Annotated in this window: 12 protein-coding genes; 7 read left to right on the forward strand and 5 right to left on the reverse strand. The window is 47.9% G+C overall.

The window, feature by feature from the left end; all coding sequences use genetic code 11:
- The first annotated feature begins 181 nt into the window (after nt 1-181).
- The 5 genes from B0475_RS06620 to B0475_RS06645 all read left to right on the forward strand — a co-directional run bounded on the left by B0475_RS06620 (nt 182) and on the right by B0475_RS06645 (nt 6,272).
- The gene (locus B0475_RS06620) at nt 182-667 is read left to right on the forward strand and encodes a hypothetical protein (protein WP_077410984.1); all 486 of its coding nucleotides are present in this window, start codon (nt 182-184) and stop codon (nt 665-667) included.
- 1,036 nt (nt 668-1,703) lie between these two features.
- Complete coding sequence (locus B0475_RS06630; protein WP_077410986.1) at nt 1,704-2,096, forward strand: GntR family transcriptional regulator; 393 nt, start codon at nt 1,704-1,706, stop codon at nt 2,094-2,096.
- Nucleotides 2,089-2,952, forward strand: coding sequence for a hypothetical protein (locus B0475_RS06635; protein ID WP_077410987.1), 864 nt, complete (start codon nt 2,089-2,091; stop codon nt 2,950-2,952). Before B0475_RS06630 ends, B0475_RS06635 begins: the two co-directional genes overlap by 8 nt.
- A 10-nt stretch (nt 2,953-2,962) precedes the next feature.
- A complete protein-coding gene (locus tag B0475_RS06640; RefSeq protein ID WP_157892754.1) occupies nt 2,963-3,817 on the forward strand; it encodes a hypothetical protein in 855 nt (284 codons plus the stop codon).
- 40 nt (nt 3,818-3,857) lie between these two features.
- Entirely contained in the window at nt 3,858-6,272 is a 2,415-nt protein-coding gene (locus B0475_RS06645; RefSeq protein ID WP_077410989.1) for a serine hydrolase, read from the forward strand.
- A 25-nt stretch (nt 6,273-6,297) separates the two neighbouring features.
- Here the strand turns inward: B0475_RS06645 and B0475_RS06650 are convergent, their stop codons facing one another.
- The 4 genes from B0475_RS06650 to B0475_RS06665 all read right to left on the reverse strand — a co-directional run bounded on the left by B0475_RS06650 (nt 6,298) and on the right by B0475_RS06665 (nt 12,612).
- Entirely contained in the window at nt 6,298-8,547 is a 2,250-nt protein-coding gene (locus B0475_RS06650; protein ID WP_077410990.1) for a DUF1631 family protein, read from the reverse strand.
- Between the two features lie 131 nt (nt 8,548-8,678).
- Nucleotides 8,679-11,204, reverse strand: a complete 2,526-nt coding sequence (locus B0475_RS06655; protein WP_157892755.1) for an ABC transporter permease — start codon at nt 11,202-11,204, stop codon at nt 8,679-8,681.
- 7 nt (nt 11,205-11,211) lie between these two features.
- On the reverse strand, nt 11,212-11,880 hold the full coding sequence (locus B0475_RS06660; RefSeq protein ID WP_198538154.1) for an ABC transporter ATP-binding protein: 669 nt from the start codon (nt 11,878-11,880) through the stop codon (nt 11,212-11,214).
- Nucleotides 11,881-11,886: 6 nt separating this feature from the next.
- The gene (locus tag B0475_RS06665; RefSeq protein WP_077410992.1) at nt 11,887-12,612 is read right to left on the reverse strand and encodes an arylesterase; all 726 of its coding nucleotides are present in this window, start codon (nt 12,610-12,612) and stop codon (nt 11,887-11,889) included.
- A gap of 184 nt (nt 12,613-12,796) precedes the next feature.
- On the opposite strand from B0475_RS06665, the gene hemH reads away from it, so the two are divergent.
- Both hemH and B0475_RS06680 read left to right on the forward strand, forming a co-directional pair.
- A complete protein-coding gene (gene hemH / locus B0475_RS06675) occupies nt 12,797-13,900 on the forward strand; it encodes a ferrochelatase (RefSeq protein ID WP_077410994.1) in 1,104 nt (367 codons plus the stop codon).
- Between the two features lie 80 nt (nt 13,901-13,980).
- Nucleotides 13,981-15,891, forward strand: coding sequence for a hypothetical protein (locus tag B0475_RS06680; protein ID WP_077410995.1), 1,911 nt, complete (start codon nt 13,981-13,983; stop codon nt 15,889-15,891).
- Between the two features lie 9 nt (nt 15,892-15,900).
- On the opposite strand, the gene B0475_RS06685 is transcribed toward B0475_RS06680, so the two are convergent.
- On the reverse strand, nt 15,901-17,166 hold the full coding sequence (locus B0475_RS06685) for a Y-family DNA polymerase (protein ID WP_077410996.1): 1,266 nt from the start codon (nt 17,164-17,166) through the stop codon (nt 15,901-15,903).
- Nucleotide 17,167 lies beyond the last annotated feature (1 nt).

Genomic DNA, 17,167 nt, shown 5'->3' on the forward strand with positions numbered 1-17,167 from the left:
CTGCTTGGTTTATTTGTTATTTCACTTTTGATTGCGACCATATTAGAAAAAAAGAAAAACAAAAAAACGAAAAACTCCAAGAAAAGTCACAATTTATAATGGGCTGAATATTGAATTTTCTCGAAAATACTCTTAGCGTGGATGTTCTGCTTTTTAGACTTCAAACCCCTATAATTAAACGATGACAATATTTGAAACAATATTACTGGTTATTGCTGTTTTCTGGCTTCTTGATATGTTCACAAGTTTATATGGACCATCAGTAATCAACAAAAAAAAGGCCTATATAAGCGAATTAGAGTGGTCTTTGAGCGAACTTGAGGGCATATATGATACTGTCAGGAAATATCCTTTTGAGTTGCGAGAATTCTCAAATTGTTTTGTGATTAACTCTGAAGGCGTTAAATTGATCATGACGGCTTCTAAATTGAATGATATTGAACGAGATTACTTGGATGGTAAATGCTTGGTTGCAAATGGTAGTAAATTAGTCGATAGTCTTACTGAGTTAATTTATTTTTTGACATCAGATAAAAACGCGAAAGAATTTGATTCAAATATATCGTTTGATGATTTAAAGAGTAAAAGCAGGTATTTTGATGAAATTTGTGAAAGAGTGGATGAAAGCCTTTTGAATTTCAAAACTAAATTTCAGACATTGAAATAGAGGGTCGGCTATCATTCCTGACAAATCTTCCAAATGAGAACCTATCTTAATGTTATTAAATGGCTATTTTTAAAAATGGAGTTACAGCCACCTGCTAGATTTCAATTAATTGGCACAGTTACTTCATAACTGTGTAAACCGACATTTGATTTTAGAATCAAAACATACCCCAAAAGGCCACGATAAATCCAAGGATGAATACAACAATCATGCAGATAAAAAACACTTTCAAACCTTTTTAAAGCTGAATTTGCTCTCGATCTTGTCACCAGACTCATAATCGATGTCAGCTGCGCACATCGCTATAAACAATGAAATAATGCCTCCAATAATCCATGTGATAATCATGCCTGGACCATTTCCCATGTTTGATGCCAGTGCGTGTTCACTAAATGTGACTGTTGAGAGAAAAATGAAGTATGTCCTATTATGCGTTTTCATTTGTTGATTCCTTTATTAAGCTATATACGCTTGACTTACTGATTTTATATTCATCTGATTAAGTTTTATGAGATCTCTAAATCTAGATAATCACTTTGGCTTTAAATCATATACAAATGCCGATACACCTATTTCAGCACCGGTTTGACCTAACCTATATCCTCATCATTGTAATTGATATCCTGAACGTATTGGCATTGTTACATTGATAGTTTGTACCAGAACTAAGTGTAGTTATTACAGAATTGTCAATTCATAAATCATTTGAAAATATTTTTAATCTGTCTTTTTGTTCATCTCATCTCGTTTTTCAAGATTCTAAACAACATACAAATATTAATTCCAAAACCAAGTCCCTCAGATTACTCATTTTTTATGTAAACCTTTTTCATTGTTGATAATTTCAATGTACCACACTTATTTAGAGCGGAATCTAAACAAAGGGTTTAGTTGGGATGCAAAGGGTTTAGTTGGCGAAATGTAAAAAGGTTTAGTTGGTGTCCCAAGGGGTCTCTCAGGGTGAAAATATATTTGACTTTTATATTGTTCCAGTTGTACCATTAGTACACACGGTACATATGGGACATCTAATACGATGCAAATAACAATAGACATAGACAGCGCCACCCCCCTGTTTTCACAGCTGGTGATGCAGATCAAACAAGCAGTGGAGCGCGGGCTGATTCAGCCGGGTGATCCTTTGCCCTCGATCCGACAACTGGCCAATGACCTGGATATGAACAATAAGACAGTCGCCAAGGCCTATCGCTTGCTGGAACGTGACTCAGTGATTGAGACCAAGGGGTACCGGGGCACATTCATCCACCCAGATGCCCGGGCCAACTGTACGGTTGATCTGAATGCCTGGGTAAAAAAACAACTGAACGAAACAATCTCAGCATTCCGCAAAGCCGGGGTGACTGACTCAGAAATCCGCATCGCTTTTGCTGATGTGCTTAACCAATCCACAGGAGGTTCTCATGACTGAACTTGAGGTATTTATGCTGGTCTTTATGGCTCAGATCATTTTACTGTCGGCCTATTACCCTTCACGAGTATTGAATCGCGCCAGCCATCTGCTGACCAACTACACACCGGAGGAATACCCCAAGCTGTATCCCAAAGGTGCTGGTTTTTTTAATCGGTCAATGCGCATTTATCAGCTCATCAATGGCCTGAATTTTGTGCTTGGCTGGGTGATCCTCTATTTGGTCTACACCGGTCAGTTGCTCGATGAAGGTCGGGTTAATCCTTTGTTGCCCTGGGGATATTTCATGCTCCAAATGATCCCCTCGCAGTTCCTGGAGTTTTATGGCTTCAAATTATCCAAACTGATGAAACAGCAGGATCAGCGCACCACCCGCACAGCGCAACTCACACCGCGGCGTTGGCAGGATTATGTTTCGCCCGGATTGATGGGTTTGGTGATCCTGAGTTACCTGGGCTTTGTCAGCCTGGCATTTTATCTGGATGACTTCACCGTCTCCACCGACAGTGCCGGTTTTTTGATGAGTGTGATTTTGTTACTCGGCTTTGGCTTGTTCTTTGCTTTGTCAGCCTGGCTGATCTATGGCAAGAAAGCCGATCCGTATCAGGCCAATGAAGACCGCCTACGCAGTGTTGGCCTGGTGATCCGCACCTTCTGCTTCACCCTGATCGCCTGCACCATTTTTATGGCGCTGACCCTGACTTTTGAAAGCAATGGTATGAAGGCCATCATGCCCATTCTGATGAGTGTGTTTTTGCAATTTCTGGTATTCATTTCAATGGGATACATGCTTAATAATCTGCGCCTGGAAGACATCAACTTTGATGTGTACCGAGCCCATTCCAACAACCTGTAAGGAGTTCATCATGGAACACAAAACAATGTTTTATACCGCATATATGCTGCAGATCCTGATCATATCAGTCGTCATTCCAATGTTGATTCAAAAGCGGCTGAAAAACATGCTTAACGAACATCCGGCTGTTGATTACCCCAAATTGTATCCGGTTTCAGCGGATCGCATCGAAGCCACACTGACCACTTTCAGCTGGCTCAACGCACTGGTGGTACTGATGGGCCTGGCCATCCTCGGCCATGTCCTCTTCAGTGCCCAGGTAGAATTGTTGGGTTGGGATAACCAGGGCGCTTTAATCGTTTACTTTCTGTTGCAATACATGCCATTCATGTATTTAGGCACCCAGGGATTTCGGTATCATCAATTGATGCGCCAACTGGACACCAGCAGACACCGCAGTGCGAAGCTACAACCCAGGCATATGGGCGACTATGTGCCAGCTTCCTGGTTGGTAGCTGCTGCCTTGCTGTATCTGGCTTACATAGGAACGGTCATTTATGTGGCTCAGGACCCGTTTGAAGGCTTTGCCGGATACTGGAATATCCTTTATGTGTCTTTATTGAATTTGTTCTTTGTGTTCATGATACGGGCACAGATTCAAGGTAAAAAGTCAGATCCTTATCAAACCCACCACGATCGCATTCAGCAACAAAGACTGATTTGCCAAATACTGGCCATTGGCTGGGTGATGGCCAATCTGTTCATGACCAGTAACATGTGGTTGGCTAAACTTGACATGCGGGATTTGAATGTCGTGATTCAGTCACTGTACTTTACCCTGATTACCCTGTTGATGAGTCTGACCAGCACTTATCAACCCACTGACTTTTCAGTCTACCAGACCCAAGCGGAGGAAGCCCACTGAGGCTTCTTCCTCCCCTTTTTTACCACTTCAGGAAACCACTATGAAATTAAAACTTGCCATACAAGGCATGCTGTTGCATGCCTGTTTATTGGTCGTGCTCATGCTGCCAGCCTGGGCGATAGCCAAAGAAACCCCAGAGTCAACCGCAGTTCAACTTGAACTGTTGGCCGATGCTCTGGAGGCCAAACGCCAGGAACTCCACATTCCCGGCATGGCCATTGCGGTGATCCAAGACGGACAATTGATCATGGCCAGGGGCTTTGGCCATCGTGACCTCGCTCAACAGCTGCCGGTCACCACCGATACACTGTTTGCCATAGGTTCAACCAGCAAAGCCCTGACTGCCACACTGATTGGCACCTTGGTCGATGAAGGCACCATCAGCTGGGATGATGAATTGAGCCAATACCTGCCCGAATATCGATTTAGTCAAGAGGATCAATCTGTACCAATTACATTCCGTGACAGCCTGTCACACCGCACTGGATACAGCCGTAATGACTTGCTGTGGGCCAATGGACAGGCAACACGCGAACAGATACTGCGCACTGCTCCAGGTGCTGAACCCTGGGATAAGTTCAGAGAATCTTTCCACTACAACAACGTGATGTATCTGGCCGCCGGGCAGGCAGCGGCCCATGCCAAAGGTGTGAACTGGGATGAGTGGTTGTCTAATGAACTGTTTAAACCACTGGGTATGAAACAAGCCACTTCAGTTTTTGAACAGGCCATGAACAGACCAGTCATCGCCACCGGATATGTGTGGAATGATGCCACTGAGCAACACCTCACTCTGCCACGTCGTAACCTCAACAATGTGACTCCTGCCGGAGGTGTCTGGGCGGACGTGAATGACATGGCTCAATGGGTCAGGATGTTGCTGAACCAGGGACAATACAATGGTCAACAAATCATATCAAAAGAACAGCTGGACAACACCTGGTCACCACAGGTCAGGGTGGGTGCAGGTGTGGACTATGGCTTCGGGTGGTTCCTGCAAAGTTGGCAGGGACAATCGGTGATTGAGCATGGTGGCAGCATTGATGGCTATGCAGCTCAGGTGGCATTGTTACCCGAATCCAATCTCGGATTTGTACTGCTGACCAATGTCACCGCCACACCGCTGCAGCAAAGCTCCATGAACCTCGTCTGGGAACACCTGGCTTCTACCGCACAAGGAGTCAGCAAAACCACCTCAACTGAGGATTTCAAGCCGTTTGTGGGTGAATATCTGGCCAATTTTGCTTCCTTCAAAGATGATGTCTTTGAGGTGCTGATCACTGAACAAGGCACACTGGCTGTGGATGTGCCTGGCCAAATGATTTATGAACTGAAGGCTCCGGATGTGGATGGTCGAAGGTATTTCACCCTGACCGACACCGTAGCCGTGTCATTTGATCATGACGACAATGGTCAAGTCATGGCTCTGCGGATGCATCAGAACAGGATGAATTTTGAATTGCCCAGAAAAGACGTGCTGATCAAGCCGGAGATTGATCCACAATTGTTACAGCCCTATCTGGGCCAATATCAGTCAACCATTTTCAACGGTGCCATTGAGGTCAAAATTCAAAACCATCGACTGACCTTGGATGTGCCCAATGAAATGGCTTTTGAACTGCATCAACCTGATGATGAAGGACTCAGACAATTTCGCATCAAAGACGACATGAGCGCCCGTTTCATTGAGGATGATTCAGGAAAAATCACCGCACTGGAGCTGTACCGGGACCGGACACGCAAGCTGGATACGGCATCGAAAATTGCAGGCAACGAACCTGATCAGACCAAACTGTCTGTGGCCGATGTACTGGCCATTGGTAAACCTGAACAGCGAAAAGCGGCCCTTGAAGCAGGTAAAGTCTTTACCCTCAAGGGTACAATCAAGGTGCTGAATTCAGGAGTGACTGGTACAGTAAGCACCACTTTTGATGCCGGAAACAAATTCAGGCAACACATCAATCTGGCGCCTTTTGGCGACGTTATTGTGGTGGTTGATGGTGATTCTGGTGCCACCTGGGGCATCAACCCATACACCGAGCTGCATGGAAAATACTTGCGTCAGATGCACAATGAACACCCGGCAGTGGCCTTCAATGTGCAAGACCATTTCGACCACATACAGGTGGTAGGCAAACGTGTTCGGGATGGTCGTGACGTTCATGTGCTGCGCCTGAAAGATCAGGACTTGCCTTCTGTCACCGTGATGTTGGATGCCAACACCGGAGACTTGCTGCGCTACAGAACCCGTGTATTGAATATGGTAACCGGGAGCGTTCCGGTGACCATTGAATACAGCGACCATCGTGAGGTTCATGGATTGAGGATGCCATTCAAGTCCACCATCACCAACCCAATGATGGGCAAACTGTTGCTGGAGTATGATGAAATCCAGGCCAATGTAACTGTGAGTGATGATTTGTTTTCCACAGCCCGTCCGAAGTCAGCTGACTGACACCAGTTGCCAGGTGAAGAGCAGGTTATGATGACGCCTGTTCTTCGTCCTGAGAACTGTCAGAGACTGCGTCTTCCATTTTTTTGGCAATGCTCTTCAGGGCCCGATCCATCAATGGCAACTGTTGTAATGAGCGGCATTCCTGATTGCGGAATTTTTCAGCCAATTGTTCTCTGAACAAGTCCATTACCCGGCCTCCTTTACCGTTCACAAACAACAATTTACCACTGATCGGGCTGATCCAGGATACTTTCAGGCGTTGAATGCGGTCTTTACCATACACTTCTATCCAGTCGTCTACCTTCACATCCATGGCTGCCTGATGAAATTCATCCTCAACCACATCCAATTCTGCCGGTGCTTCCGTTGGGTCTTCATCGGTGGTCATGTATGCAGCCACACTGGATTGCTTATTGAATTCTTTGGATAACTTCAGTACTTCCTGCGGATCAATGTAAGCCAGGTGTTTATTGGTTTTACTCAATCCATTGATTTGCAGTAACAACTGTTTGATCTCTTGATTTTTTTCTTCCAGTTCTTGTTCCTGAAAAGCCACCAATTTCAAACCTTCCTTCATCACCTCACACATTTTTTCAATCACCAGTTTACTGGTCTTTTTTTCTTTGTCCGGATTGGCTGCTTTAACCAGATCAGCAACAAACTTCTGATACTTTTTCAGCAGCTTGGGAGACTCTTTGGCACGCAGTTGAGATAACACCAGTACGTTGGCCCAGGGCTTGAGTAGCAAAGCCCTGATGCCGTCCGGAACTTTGCGTTCTTTGAGTTGCATTTTGAGGACCTTGGCGGCTTCTACCTTGGCCTTATTGAGTCGCTCACGACCTGACATTTTTTCAGAATGCCGACGCTCAACGATCATGGTTTTCTTTTTGACCTGTTGATCAAACTGAATGAAACGAGTGATCAGCTTTTCATAGTTGATGCTTTTTTCGTGATTCTTCAGTATGAAACCGACAATTTCCTTGATTTTCCCCAGGAACAAACCCTTGTCATCGGTTTCTGGAGTCCACCCTATTGATGCCTGTGCCATGATGTTCAACAGTTGCCGCGCATTGTTCTTTTTGTCTGAAAAGAAAGTTTCATCCTTGAGGGCAATTTGCAGGTATGGCAGTTGAAGTTTCGACAAAACCAATTGGATGGTTTCCGGTAGGTTGCGATCTTCAACCAGGAATTGAAACAACTCTCCAATCAAATCTATGGTGCGTTCATCGGCTTGATTGATTTTGGTTTTGCCAGACAAGGCCTTGAGTGATTTAAGCTTCTTCAGCAGCTCATCTTTGAGCTCCAAAGGACTGATCGATTGTTTACTCTCCAGTTCCTGATCACTCAGCAATTCCACTTTGATTTGATCCAGAGCACTGGATAACTGCGAAAACTCAATGATTTTGGCAGGTGTGTATTCACCGCCCGGCTGTTCGCGAACCTCTTCCCGGTCCGTGTGCAGGATGTCAGCGATTTTCTTGTAGTTTTCATCGGTTTCCGACAAAGCCTGTGCCAGATAATTGATGGAGTTATTGACCTGATTCGATGGTGTGCTTCGGTGTTTCACTTCGAACCTGATGTCCGGCAGGATGCCTTTTTTCTTCAGGTATTTATTCACCAGCTTATAAGCCGGGCCCAACGACTCGACCATGTTTTTCTCAAACAGCTTGATGATGATCAGCTTGATGTTATTCTCTGATTTCAACACACTGAGTGAGAGGGCAAATGCATTGACAATGGCCTCAGGACCGATGGGATTGCTGCTGTCATTGATCTCATCAATCTGTGCCAGCTCAGCAAATCGCTGATTCAGAAGATACAATTCTTCATGGTATATCTGACTGATTTTACCGGTGACGTTATTGATCGCCAGTTTCTGGTCAAGATCGTCCTCTTTCACCAGGGTCAGGGTTTTGCGGTCATGATCCGTCTGTTCTGCCAGCTCAACAAAATATTTATGATCGTGATTTTTGAATTTCTGAAAGATGATGTTGATGTTTTTGGCAAACACGCGCATCAGTTCAGCATTGTTCTTGCGGGTGTCACCAATGGCCGCAAAATACTGATTTTGTTGGTCGTTGTTCCGGGCTGCTTCAGCCAGGTCAAAGAAAAAATCGTTCAACCCATCATAAAATTTTTTCAGGCGGGGGTTGAGGAATTGCACAAACAATCGATGAACCTCATGCAAATGCCTGGTGAATTGTGCATCACTGTGCATTTTTCCTGAGGCCATTTTTCCTGCGTTGGCAGTGTCATCATTCGACAAATCGTTCATTCGGACCGGTTTTCCTGTTTATAATCATGCGTGTAGGTACATATATATCCTATTTTTTTTTTGCCCAAATAACAACCAGTAATCTTGCTCATTGACACAGATTCAGACCAATTGATAAGACCTGCGCCTGATCAAACCAATTGCCTGACCAAATTCATGACATTAGATTTGATCACAAACCGCCCGTAAATCAAACCAACCAGCCACAAGGTGGACAACAAGGCGCCCAATGACCATAAACTCACTCCCCAGGGAAAGCTGAATGGGAGGGCAAACCAATACACCGTAATCACATAGGCGGTGACCAGTCCCAACAAACCACCGGCGACAAAAGCCAACAGCCCCAACACCGTCAGTTCAATGATGTTAATCGCATACAAATCTTTGGTGAGCATACCCATCAGCCTGAAATAAGCGCTTTCCTGCAGGCGGTCCTGAGATGTGGAAACCAGTGAAGTCAATAAAATCATCAACCCTGCCACCACGCTTAAGCCAGTGAATATCTGCACCAGTTGAGTCAATTGATCAACAAAGCCCTTGAGCTGTTTGGCGATGCTTGCCCCGTCCAGGGTGGTGATTCCGGGAAAAGCCCTGGCGATGTCAGTTTGCAACTGAGGTATGCGTTTGGCCTCAACCCGGGTGGTGGCAAACTGAATCTGCGGTGCTTTATCCATCGCTGCAGGCTCAAACATAAAATAGAAAAACGGGCTTGGCCCACGTTGAAACCGGCTTCTGATACTCGACACGTATGTGGTCACCGGCACACCTTGTACATCAAACACGATTTGGTCGTTCAACGAAACCTGTAAAAACTCAGCAATGGTATCCAGGATCGAAATGGGCACCCCTTGTAATGCCGGATTCTCAACAAATAACTGCGCTCCTTTGAGGCTGCTGATCAATTGCTCAGTCGGTAACACTTCAGTACCGTAACTGAGGTTAAAAATACGGGTGATGTTGTCATAATTACCCAATTGATCGCGCAACACCTCTGCCTTGATACCATTGACTGTTTCAATTCGTGCACGGATCACTGGGTAATAAGTGACCGGGGCAGCAACCATGGCATTCAACTGTTCGTGTTGTTCACTTTGTACATCCAGCATGAACATGTTGGGCGAACCTTCGGGGTAGGTGCTGATCAGCTGCTGGTCAATGGTGTGGTTCAATGCGGTAATTGTCCACATCACCATCACAGCCATCGACATGGTGGTGAAGAACAGCATCGACTGGTTACCTTTGCGAAAAATATTCTGAATCGATAATCTGAACAACCAGTTTTTTATCCAACCACCAGAAATGCTCCGCCTGAGGGTGCGCAAAATCAATTGCGCCAACAGCCAGAACACCAGACTGATCACCAATAAACCAACGGCCACTTGTAATCCCAGCCACCAGGATTTGAGCTCCAAAGACATCAACAAATACAAACACAACAGTGACAACAGCCACCAATAACGTGAGAAATACCATTGTGGTGCAGACTGTGCCTGTTGTTGCAGCACGGCCACGGGTTTAATGCCAGACAACCCCTGGATGGTGCTGTGGGTCATCAATAAAGTCAGCGCACCTGCGATCAACAACACCTTGAGAACACTGACCTGACTGATCGCCAATTCCACATTGGCCGGAATGATCGCAGCAAATGCATCATGGCCCAGATACATCACCAATAAACTGATGCCATAAGCCAACAACACTGCGATCAGGGTCATGCCTAAAAATAACCGGTAATAAGCAGACTTGAGGTGGCTGACCGGCTCACCAATGGCTCGACGAATGGCGTTGGTCGACTGTTGCCGGTTGACAAAAGCTTTGACCACACTCATTAAGCCCACACCGGATAACACAATCACTGCCACCACCAGCAGTTTCAGGAACTGCAGGAAATTGGCGGACAAAGCTGAAATACTGGTCTGTGCCTGCTCAACTGGAGTGACTCTGATTTTGCTGTTTGCAGTGAGTTCCTTTAAGGTACTGATTTGGTTTGCTTTTGCCTCACCGATCGCTTTGATTTCCAGACGATGATTGACTCGGCTGCGCTGTCCCATGAGCTGGGTTTTTTCCAGATCTGCATTGAGCATCAATACCCGGGCACCAAAGCCAAAGGCCGTCAATGGCCGGTCAGGTTCAGCGATGATTTCATCGGCTATGGTCATTCGTGCTTCACCCAGGGTGATTTCATCACCCACCTGCAGATTCAACCCGGTTAACACCTGGCGTTCTACCAGCACTTCACCAGGTTGCAGATTTCGCAGTGAACCACCGGCTGCAAGCTGCAACTCACCATACAGTGGATATGCAGGATCCACGGCCTTGACCCTGACCAGCAGGGACGCTTCACCGGCATAAGTCATGGCGTTGAACTGACGGTCATACACCACCTGTTCATCAGGCAATGTGTCTATCCAATCAGTCACTGCCTGAGGGAATGGTAATCTTGAGCTGGCTACGATGTCACCACCGACCATGGCTTTTTGATTGTCATTGATGTAGTCATCAACCGCGGTTTGCAAGGAGTCCAGGGTAAGGTATGCACCCAATGAAACCAGCAGGCTGAAACAAAACAAAACCGGATAAACCCAGTGACCAAACCACTCCCGGCGCACAATCAATCCATTCATCAGGGGGGCTTTCTCTGCCTTTACTTGTGCCATGCTCACCTCAGACCAACCGGCCATCAACTATGGTGATGGTGCGGTCAGCCATTTTAGCCAATCCCGGATCGTGGGTAACAATGACCAGCGCGGTATTGAAGACCTTTTGCAAATCCAGCAGCAAGTCCATGACCTGACTGGCATTCTTTTCATCCAGGTTGCCGGTGGGCTCATCTGCGAACAAAATTTTTGGCTGCGCCACCAATGCCCGGGCGATGGCGGTGCGCTGTTTTTCGCCACCTGACAACTGATGTGGAAAACTGTTGCGCCGGTGACCCAACTCCACTGCATTGATCAGCCGGTCTACCCTTTCAGGATGTCGCTCACGGGCTATGCTCAGCGGGAATTCAACGTTTTCCTGCACCGTCAAAGTTGGAATCAAATGAAAGGACTGAAACACAAAACCAATGTCTGATTGACGCTTCAGGGCCAGGTCTTCTTCTGTCATTGCTGTGAGGTCTTCACCATTGAGCACTACCGATCCGGTGGTTGGCTGATCCAGGCCTGCCAATAAACTCAACAGGGTTGATTTTCCGGAGCCGGATTTCCCCATGATGGCGACAAATTCGCCTGGGTTGACGTGTAAAGAGATGTCTCTAAGTACGTCGATGCTGCTGTCATCCAGAGCAAAAGATTTGTCGATATTGGTGGCGGTCAATACGTGTTCAGTCATCATTGTCTTCTATGGTGTGTTATTGATTAATTGCTGCAGGACAGGCAACACCGTTGGCATTATATTGCGTTCAACGATGACCTCGTAGCCTGCTCGTGTGGGGTGTATCAGGTCGGCCTGGTTCAATTGTGGATCGCCGGCCACGTGTGCAAGAAAGAATGGAATCAATGGCACATCATGGCGGCTCGCCAGCTCAGGATACAGGTTTTTAAAGCCTTTGACGTATTCACGGCCAAGGTTGTCATAGATTTCCATGCCACCCAGGATCACCTGAGAGCCAGTGGCCTCAATCCGATTGATGATTTCGCTGATGTTGTTGCGGGTCAGATCCAAAGGCAAACCACGCATGGCATCGTTGGCGCCAATGGTCAGAATGGTCAGTTGTGGCTTCAACTGTAATACCCAGTCCACGCGGCTTTTCAATCCAGAACTGGTTTCCCCACTGAGCCCCGAATTGACCACCTTGACAGACGGATAGCCGGCATCGTGCAAAGCCTGCTCAAGCAGCGCCGGGTAATTGCCATCAGCAACCACGCCCAATCCTTCGGTCAGGGAGTCACCGAGGGCCAGAATGGTGAATGTGTCTGACTGTTGTTCAGCCGCCTGATCCTGTGCAGCCGCCTGGACCTGGTTGTTATGTGCTACCTGTTGCTGACTGTCACAGCCAGCCAGCAGTACCATCATCGCCAGTCCCCACCAGGCGCTGGCAGGATTGTGTTGTTTGATTACGCTCATTTGACTCAATGTATGTGTGTGTTCATCCGGAACAATAGATAATAAGTCACGAAGTATAGGTAAACAACAATCAATTTACTGTGAACCCCGATTGATCCTGAATCGCTGACTCCAACCACATCTTTCACCCAATCATCACCCACTGAGGCTAAAATAGCCAACTGAATCAAATGGGAACATTGCATTGAAATACCTCAACAGCACAAATGATCGTCACGGCAAACGCAGCAGAATTGGTGTGTTACTGGTCAACCTGGGCACCCCCGATGCGCCCACCAAAAAAGCCTTGAAAATTTACCTCAAAGAATTTCTATCGGACCCCAGGGTGGTGGAACCCAATTTTCCCCGCTGGATCTGGTGGCTGATCCTCAATGGCGTGATCCTGAACATCAGGCCCAAACGATCTGCCGAGGCCTATGCCAGCATTTGGAATGAAGTGGGGGAAGGATCTCCATTGATGGCCATCAGTAAACAACAGCACCAGGCTGTTCAGGCCTATTTCCAGGAACACCAGGTGGACATCATACCGGTTCTGGCCATGCGCTATGGCAATCCATCGATTGCCCATGGGTTGTCTGAACTCAAATCACAGCGCGTTGACCGCCTGCTGGTACTCCCCCTGTATCCACAGTATTCAGCCTCCACCACCGCTTCGATTTTTGATGCCGTAACCAGGGAACTGCAAAGCTGGCGACTGATTCCGGAAGTGCGCTTCATCAACCACTACCATGACCACAGTGGATACATAAATGCCCTGGCCCGTTCTGTACAACAACATTGGCAACAACATGGTCAGCCTGATCAATTGGTGATGTCATTTCACGGCGTTCCCCAGCGCTACCTGCACAATGGTGACCCATATCACTGTGAATGTCACAAATCCGGTCGCCTGCTGGCAGAAAAACTGGGGCTGAACAAAAACCAGTATCAGGTCACTTTTCAGTCTATTTTTGGCCGTGAGGAATGGCTCAAACCCTATACCATGGAAGTACTTAAATCATTGCCGGCCCAGGGTCATAAACATGTACAAGTGATATGTCCCGGCTTTGCCGCTGACTGTCTGGAAACCCTGGAGGAAATCGCCGTGGAGAACAAAGGCTATTTCACCGGGGCCGGTGGAGAACAATTCAGTTACATCCCGGCGCTGAATGCCGATGAGGATCACGTTGCCTTTCTCAGTCAATTGATCATGGCACACAGTCAAACCTGGCTGGAACAAACTGAACCCGATAAGGCATTGACAGAACAACGTTACCTGCAGCACGAATACAACCAAAGCGATAAATAAATTTCAGGATATATCGATACTCCGGATAAGTACCCTGCCATGTAAGTGGCAGATGACTCAATTGAAACTCCGGAGTAACCATGAACATAATCTTCACCGCAGGCATCTGTCTGATGCTCAATCTGACCACCCTGCACGCCAACAGCCGACAGGACAACGTGTTGCAGCAAGTGCGTGCTGACCTCAAAAAAATAAACGCTGCACAATCATTCACCAACAACCATCACCGCAGTACGGGTGGTACGGTGAGTGTCGGTGCTGCCGGCGACGCCGATTGTGATTTCAACATGGGCCCTAACCGCATTCAGGATGCCATCGACTCCGGGGCACAGCAAATTCTATTAAGCACAGAAGACAGCTATTTTGAAAACCTGGTCATCGATGACACCAACATCATCATCCGCGGCGGTTATGCCAATTGCACTGCCGCAGATAACGGATTGATCTCCGGTGGCAGTGCCATCATTGATGGCAGTTTGTCCGCAGAACCCGTGATCAGCATCACTGGCAACAACACCCGCAACAACGTGCGACTGATCGGGTTAACCCTGGAAAATGGTCAGTCCGGTGGTATTGAAACCAATTTAACAGACGCCCTGATCGAGTTATTCCAGGTCAATATCATCAACAACAGCAATAACAATCAAGGCGGAGGTATTTCGATATTCGCCGGCAACACCGACCTGTATGCCCATAATTTATTCATCAGTTCCAACACCGCACTGTTTGGCGGTGGCATTGGCTGCCAGGGGTTCCAGGCCTCCGTGACCCTCACAGGTATCAGCAACATCCATAACAATCAGGCCATCGGCACCGGCACCGGCAGCAGCGCATCCGGCACAGGTGGCGGGGTTTTTCTGGCTCAGGGCTGTACTTTTTCCATGTACTCAGGCGGCGCTCCTGCCGATGTTCAGCTGGAAAACACAACAGAACAGCTGGCCGGTTTGGGCGGTGCAGCACTGTTCAACAACAGCGCCAACCGCATGGGTGGCGCCATTCACTCCATCAATGATTCCAAAGTTTTCCTGTTCGGCCAGCAAATGTGTGCCGATGGCCAGTGCCTGGGTGATGATGCCACGCCCTTGCTGGTCATCAACAATTCCGCCGATGCCGACGCCATGGGTGCCGAAGGTGGTGGAGCCATCAGTCTGTTGCATCCAGACAATGAAGCCATCATCAACGGGACACGCATTGAAAACAATAACTCCGGCGGCCCTGGAGGAGCTTTTCTGGTCGATGACGGGGCCTCACTGGTGGTTTACCGGGACCACAGATCCTGCTGGAGCGATGTGTTTTGCAATGCCTTGTTCGGCAACGAATCCGGCACCGCTGTGGGCCTTGGTGGCTTGTTGTACAACCGCAATGCACAGGTCGACATCAGTAACGCCTTCATCTCAGAAAACCGGGCCGATTTTGGTACCGTGGTCTATGGCACCGGTGAACAATCGGTGACCCGCATCGAAGGCAGCATCCTCAATGAAAATGGTGAGGACGGTGCTGGTGGCTGGTCTGACAACCATGTGCTCAGTGTCAGCCTCGGTGCCACCGCTGAACTGGTACACAACACCTTCACTGATAACCGCGCTGAAGTGGCGGTATTCAATGTCGATCCGGCACTGAATTCATCTCTGAACCTGCAGTCATCAATTGTCGATGATGCCAGCTCCGGTGACGTGCTGAATGCCGCAGCAGGCATCACCACCATTCACTGCCTGATGGCCCATGAAGACCTGTCATTCTCCGGCACCCAGGTGGCAGTGGATGACCCGGAGTTTGTCAATCCGGCGATGGGCGATTTTTCCCTGAATCCAATGACATCACCGGCCATTGATTTCTGTGATGACAGCCAGGCGAACATCCAGCATCCGGACATCAATTTTGAATCCCGAGGCTGGGATGACCCGGGCTTTAACAACAATCAGGGGCCATTTGATCTGGGAGCCGATGAAAGCCTGGTCAATGACATCATTTTCGAGGACGGGTTTAATTGAACAACCCTCCTAGGATTTGATTTTGATCAGGTCTTCCCAGCGGGTGGTGAAAGCCGCGGATTTTTTCTCTGAGCGCATCACCCACTGTTTGCTGAAGCCTTCGGTGCCGCTGCGCAGTTTGCCTTTGCCGTAGCGGTCATTGATCTGGTCCATCACCTGCATCAGTTGATCGTTTTTACGACTGACCGGCTCCGGATTAAACAGGTCCTGCTGTACCGAACCTTTGTCACTGAGGTTAGCCAGCATGATACCCACTTTTTTATACTGAAAGCCACGTTTAAAAATCCGTCTGAGGCCATGTGAGGCCGCTGCCAGGAAATGACCTGTGTAGTCACTGGGCTGGGGCAGCTGCAAGGTGATGGAATTGCTGTACTGGCGGTCATTTTTGGAAAACGGGTTGGTTTTGATCCCCACCGTCAGACAGGCTGCCACCGAACCCTGTTCACGCAAGGTCACACAGCCACGACTGACGTGGTAGGCCACCGCTTCTTTGAGCAACTGATAATCATCAGACTTGTTACCAAAGGAGCGGGTACAGACGATTTCCTTTTTCTTCTCCGGATCGGCATCAAATTCAACACAGGCCACCCCACGCAGTTCCATGATGGTGCGTTCCATGTTGACCGAGAAACGTTTACGCAGGGTTTTGCGGTCGGCATCACGTAATTGCAAAGCGGTTTCAATGCCCATCTGATTAAGCCGTTCGGACAGCCGCCGGCCCACACCCCAAATTTCCCCCACCGGCAAATGTTCCAATGCCTGTTTGATGTGGTATTCATGGGACAGATTCAGTACGTTGCCATCAACTTTGAGTTTCTTCGCGTAGTGATTGGCGATCTTGGCCAGGGTTTTCGATGGCGCCAGACCAACACACACCGGCAAGCCGAGCCATTGGTCGATTTGTTGCACCATCTGCTGGCAGTGCCGGGTCAGATTGAGGTGTTCAAAACCATCAAAGCGAATGAAGGATTCATCGATGCTGTAATTTTCCACCTGATCACTGTACAGCCCAATGATGTCGTCCACCCGGTTGGACATGTCACCATACAACACATAGTTGGAAGAAAACACCGCAATGTTGTGCCGCCTGACCAGGTCCTGGATCTGATGCAGCGGGGCGCCCATCTTGATGCCCAGGTTTTTCACTTCATTGGAGCGGGCCACCGCACAGCCGTCGTTGTTGGACAGCACAATCACCGGCCTGCCCTGCAACTGCGGGTGGAACACCCGTTCACAGGACACATAGAAATTATTGACATCACACAGCGCAATCATG

The sequence above is a fragment of the Marinicella sediminis genome (assembly GCF_002000055.1).
Lineage (GTDB): Bacteria > Pseudomonadota > Gammaproteobacteria > Xanthomonadales > Marinicellaceae > Marinicella > Marinicella sediminis.

Excerpts from the sequence above, each read along its gene's own strand:
- B0475_RS06620 (WP_077410984.1), top strand. The coding sequence starts at position 182 with ATGACAATATTTGAAACAATATTACTGGTTATTGCTGTTTTCTGGCTT.
- B0475_RS06630 (WP_077410986.1), top strand. The coding sequence starts at position 1,704 with ATGCAAATAACAATAGACATAGACAGCGCCACCCCCCTGTTTTCACAG.
- B0475_RS06635 (WP_077410987.1), top strand. The coding sequence starts at position 2,089 with ATGACTGAACTTGAGGTATTTATGCTGGTCTTTATGGCTCAGATCATT.
- B0475_RS06640 (WP_157892754.1), top strand. The coding sequence starts at position 2,963 with ATGGAACACAAAACAATGTTTTATACCGCATATATGCTGCAGATCCTG.
- B0475_RS06645 (WP_077410989.1), top strand. The coding sequence starts at position 3,858 with ATGAAATTAAAACTTGCCATACAAGGCATGCTGTTGCATGCCTGTTTA.
- B0475_RS06650 (WP_077410990.1), bottom strand. The coding sequence starts at position 8,547 with ATGAACGATTTGTCGAATGATGACACTGCCAACGCAGGAAAAATGGCC.
- B0475_RS06655 (WP_157892755.1), bottom strand. The coding sequence starts at position 11,204 with ATGGCACAAGTAAAGGCAGAGAAAGCCCCCCTGATGAATGGATTGATT.
- B0475_RS06660 (WP_198538154.1), bottom strand. The coding sequence starts at position 11,880 with ATGATGACTGAACACGTATTGACCGCCACCAATATCGACAAATCTTTT.
- B0475_RS06665 (WP_077410992.1), bottom strand. The coding sequence starts at position 12,612 with ATGAGCGTAATCAAACAACACAATCCTGCCAGCGCCTGGTGGGGACTG.
- B0475_RS06680 (WP_077410995.1), top strand. The coding sequence starts at position 13,981 with ATGAACATAATCTTCACCGCAGGCATCTGTCTGATGCTCAATCTGACC.
- B0475_RS06685 (WP_077410996.1), bottom strand. The coding sequence starts at position 17,166 with ATGATTGCGCTGTGTGATGTCAATAATTTCTATGTGTCCTGTGAACGG.